We start from the raw sequence: 3,534 nt of genomic DNA on the forward strand, positions 1-3,534 counted from the left end.
ACCACCGCCACGATCGCGCCGTAGATCACGGCTTTGATCAGCGCGACGATCATATCGCCGGTGGTGGCGAACGAGGAGAAGGTGGCCACGAAGCTGCCGGGCGCGCCCTTTTGGAAATACACGTTGAACAGGTAGCTGGCCAAGAAGCCCACGAAGCAGGTGATTCCGGTCAGCGCGACGCCGATCATGATGGCCGCGGCGAACCGGGGGACCACCAGTCGGCGGATCACCGAGACGCCCATCACCTCCATGGCGTCGGTCTCCTCGCGCATGGTGCGCGAGCCCAGGTCGGCGGTGATGGCCGATCCCACCGCGGCGGCCATCAGCATGGCTGCCACCAACGAGGCGGCCTGCCGGATGACGGCCAGCCCGGCGGCTGCGCCCGCAAGCGACGTCGCGCCGACCTGGTTGGCCAGCAGCGCGAACTGAACCGAGAGTGTGACGCCGATCGGCAGCGCCACCAGAATCGTGGGCAGCACCGCGGTGTTGGCCATGAACGCGCTCTGCCGGACGAACTCACCCCATTGGAATCGGCCGCCGAACAGGTCGGAGAAGAAGTACTGCACGGTGCGCACGGCCAGCACGCACTGCTCGCCGACGGTGGTCAGGGATGCCAGCGGGTGGCGGTTGACGTAGCCGGTGGTCCAGTCCTGAATGGCGGCCACCCCGTCAAGCGGGGGCGCCTCGGTGAGGTCACGGTTGTCCGGGGGAGTCATCGATCACCGTTCGGGGTCGGGAGATCACCGTGGGTAGCCGGTCGGGGCCGTGGCTGATGATCCATGGCGGGCACCATAGTCAGGGTTCTTACTCCGCTGTTCGGTTCTGTGCGTCTCGGACCAACTGGTGGGTTGGCAGAAAGGATACGCATCGTGACGGTCGGGGTAGAGCACGTGGGTGTCCGCCGAGTCCTTTCATCCGGACATGATGTCGGACACAATGCCCTGGCAAGGGTGCTTCGGGCAACATGACATCGGTTATGGATGGGTTACTGGCCGGTAGCCCTCAGTTTCGCGGTATTCGCGCCCCCACAAGGGGTTCGACGGCGATACTCTCCGGGACGTGCGCAACCAGTGGAAGGGAGTCGGGACAGTGCCGATACGGGGAGGCTGGACTCAGATCGCGTCCGCTGTCGCGGGCGTGATGGCAGCGGCCGCCGTGTTGACACCGGGCTCTGCGGCCGCCGAACCGGACGCCGCACCGGCGCTGCCGGAGTTCACGCCCGCGCCCAGCGACTGGTCGCCGCGCATGGACATCTGGCCCTACACCACCTTCACCTACCAGGTGACGCCCGAGATGATCAGTGGCATGTCGGACTCGTGCCAATGGTTCAACGCGCAGTTCGACCCGCTGATGGGGCAGGTCACCGCGTTCAATCGCAACCTTGCCGACGACCGCGACACCTACGCGCAGGTGCAGTCGCAGGCGGATGCGGTGGTGGCCAACCTCGACCGCTCGACCGGGTTTCTCGGGCCGCGGGTGCAGCCACTGACCATCCGCAACACCCCGGACAACTATGGCGCGTACTCGCCGATCTACGGCGGAGAACAGATGACCGGTGTCCTGTTCCAGCTGTCGCGGATCGCCGACAGCATCCGTAAGAAGCAGCCGGCGGGCTTCACCCGGCCGCACATCGATTCTGCGTTCGGGTGGGGTGACGCCCTGCGGAGTTCCGGGGCCTGCATCTAAGTGCCCGCCGAGGCGGGTTGGTAGGTTCGGGGAGCGTTGCGGGCCGAACGGCCCCGCGCTGCGGACGACGAGAGGTAGTGCAGGTGCCGGACCGTGAGGACCAGCAGGAAGCCGACGCCGTCGAACCGGTGGACGAGACCGCCGAAGCCGAGACCGACGACACTCCTGCGGACGCCGAATCTGCCGACGGCGAGTCCGCTGACAGTGAGGCATCGACGCCGCCGTCCGATGACGCAGAGGACGCCGGCGCCGCCGATGACCAGGCCGCCGCAGAGCCGGAGCGGTCCAAGGCCGGCGTTCTGCAGCGGCGATGGATCGCGGTGGCGGTGCTGGCGCTGGGCGTGATCGGGGCGGCCTACGAGGGCTGGCTGCTGTACGCCCACCACCAGCGCAACGTGGCCGCCGCGCAGGCACTGGAGACAGCCGAGAAGTACACCCTGGCGCTCACCAGTGTGGACCCCACGGCGATCGACAAGAACTTCGCCGAGATCCTCGACGGCGCCACCGGCGAGTTCAAGGATCTCTACACCACATCCAGTGAGCAGCTTCGTCAACTGCTGATCGACAACAAGGCGACGGCGCACGGCATCGTCATCGAATCCGCGGTCAAATCCGCCACCAAGAACAAGGTCGAGGTGCTGCTGTTCGTCGATCAGGCGGTGAGCAACAAAGCCAGCCCACAGGTGCAGATCGACCGCAGTCGCATCGTGATCACGATGGAAAAGGTGAACGGGCGCTGGCTGGCCGCCAAGGTGGACATGCCCTGAGGTGCGCGCCGGGTCAGCCGCCCAGGCGGGCTGCCATCGCCCAGATAAGCACTTCGGCCGCCGTGATCGCGGACAGGCGCTGACCTCCGCCGCCGCTGAAACGGACCGCGTCACCGGCCCCCAGAACTCCGGCACCCTCGAGTTCGGCCCGGCCCAGCGCGACGAACAGATGCGCGTACGGCGCATCGGGTACCTCGATGCGGTCCCCGGGACGCAGGCGAGCAGCGTAAAACGTGGCGTCGGCGTTGCCCACGCCGATCATGGCGTCCGGATCGCGGCCTGAGGCGACCGTCACCAGGCGCCCGCCCGCCAGCGCGTCGCCGATCTCGCGCTGCTGGTAGGCCGGTTCGCGTCCCGGCGCGTCCGGCATGACCCACATCTGGACGAAATGCACCGGCTCGGAGCCGGATTCGTTGCGCTCCGAATGCAGAATTCCGGTGCCCGCCGACATGCGCTGCGCCAGGCCCGGATGGATGACGCCGGCGTTCCCGATCGAATCGCGATGGCTCAATGCCCCGGACAGCACCCAGGTGACGATCTCGGCGTCTCGGTGTGGGTGGGTGTCGAACCCGGCGGACGGCGCGACGAGGTCATCGTTGTTGACCAGCAGCAACCCGTGATGGGTGTTGTCCGGGTCGTAGTAGTCGTTGAACGAAAACGAATGCCGCGAGGTCAGCCACGGCGCGCGGGTGGCCGCACGGTCGTCTGTCCGTCGCACATCGAGCAGGCCGGTCATGACTGCCAAGGCTAGCGCGCAACGCGGTCGGTGCCGGTAGTCTCACTGCAACCGCCGAGGTGATACGGAGGTGGGAGGCGATGTCGGTCGACACCGGCGCCGGTGCTGCCGCCGGTGGCTCCGCGGCCACCAACCCTGAATTCACCCGACTGGCCACCGGTGCCGCCACGGTGAGCGATGGTCACGGTGGCACTATCACCCTGCAAGAGGCTCACGGGCACAGTGACTACCCGCGCTTCCCCGACGGCGGAGGCCTGCGGACCACGAACTACAACATCGCCGCGGTCCTCGCGGGCCTCGGCGACAAGGCGGTTCAAGGAAATTGATGATTCACCGAGTGTCCCC

5 protein-coding genes are annotated in these 3,534 nt (G+C 67.1%); 3 read left to right on the forward strand and 2 right to left on the reverse strand.

Annotated features, from left to right (window positions below; translation table 11 throughout):
• The coding region (locus LI92_RS20495) for an MlaE family ABC transporter permease (protein WP_046322153.1) at positions 1–716 on the reverse strand (716 nt) is incomplete at its 3' end.
• Positions 717–1,140: 424 nt separating this feature from the next.
• On the opposite strand from LI92_RS20495, the gene LI92_RS20500 reads away from it, so the two are divergent.
• Entirely contained in the window at positions 1,141–1,686 is a 546-nt protein-coding gene (locus LI92_RS20500; protein ID WP_052740883.1) for a hypothetical protein, read from the forward strand.
• Positions 1,687–1,769: 83 nt separating this feature from the next.
• Positions 1,770–2,453 carry an Rv1363c family protein gene (locus tag LI92_RS20505; protein WP_502691486.1) on the forward strand — a complete coding sequence of 228 codons (684 nt, stop codon included), beginning with the start codon at positions 1,770–1,772 and terminating at the stop codon, positions 2,451–2,453.
• 13 nt (positions 2,454–2,466) lie between these two features.
• Here LI92_RS20505 and LI92_RS20510 read toward each other — a convergent pair whose 3' ends face one another.
• Positions 2,467–3,189 (reverse strand): pirin family protein, encoded by a 723-nt coding sequence (locus LI92_RS20510; RefSeq protein ID WP_046322155.1) that lies wholly within the window; start codon positions 3,187–3,189, stop codon positions 2,467–2,469.
• A gap of 80 nt (positions 3,190–3,269) precedes the next feature.
• Here LI92_RS20510 and LI92_RS20515 point away from each other — a divergent pair, with 80 nt between their 5' ends.
• Positions 3,270–3,515, forward strand: coding sequence for a hypothetical protein (locus LI92_RS20515; RefSeq protein WP_046322157.1), 246 nt, complete (start codon positions 3,270–3,272; stop codon positions 3,513–3,515).
• Positions 3,516–3,534 lie beyond the last annotated feature (19 nt).

The organism is Mycobacterium sp. UM_Kg1 (assembly GCF_000972925.1).
Lineage (GTDB): Bacteria > Actinomycetota > Actinomycetes > Mycobacteriales > Mycobacteriaceae > Mycobacterium > Mycobacterium hiberniae.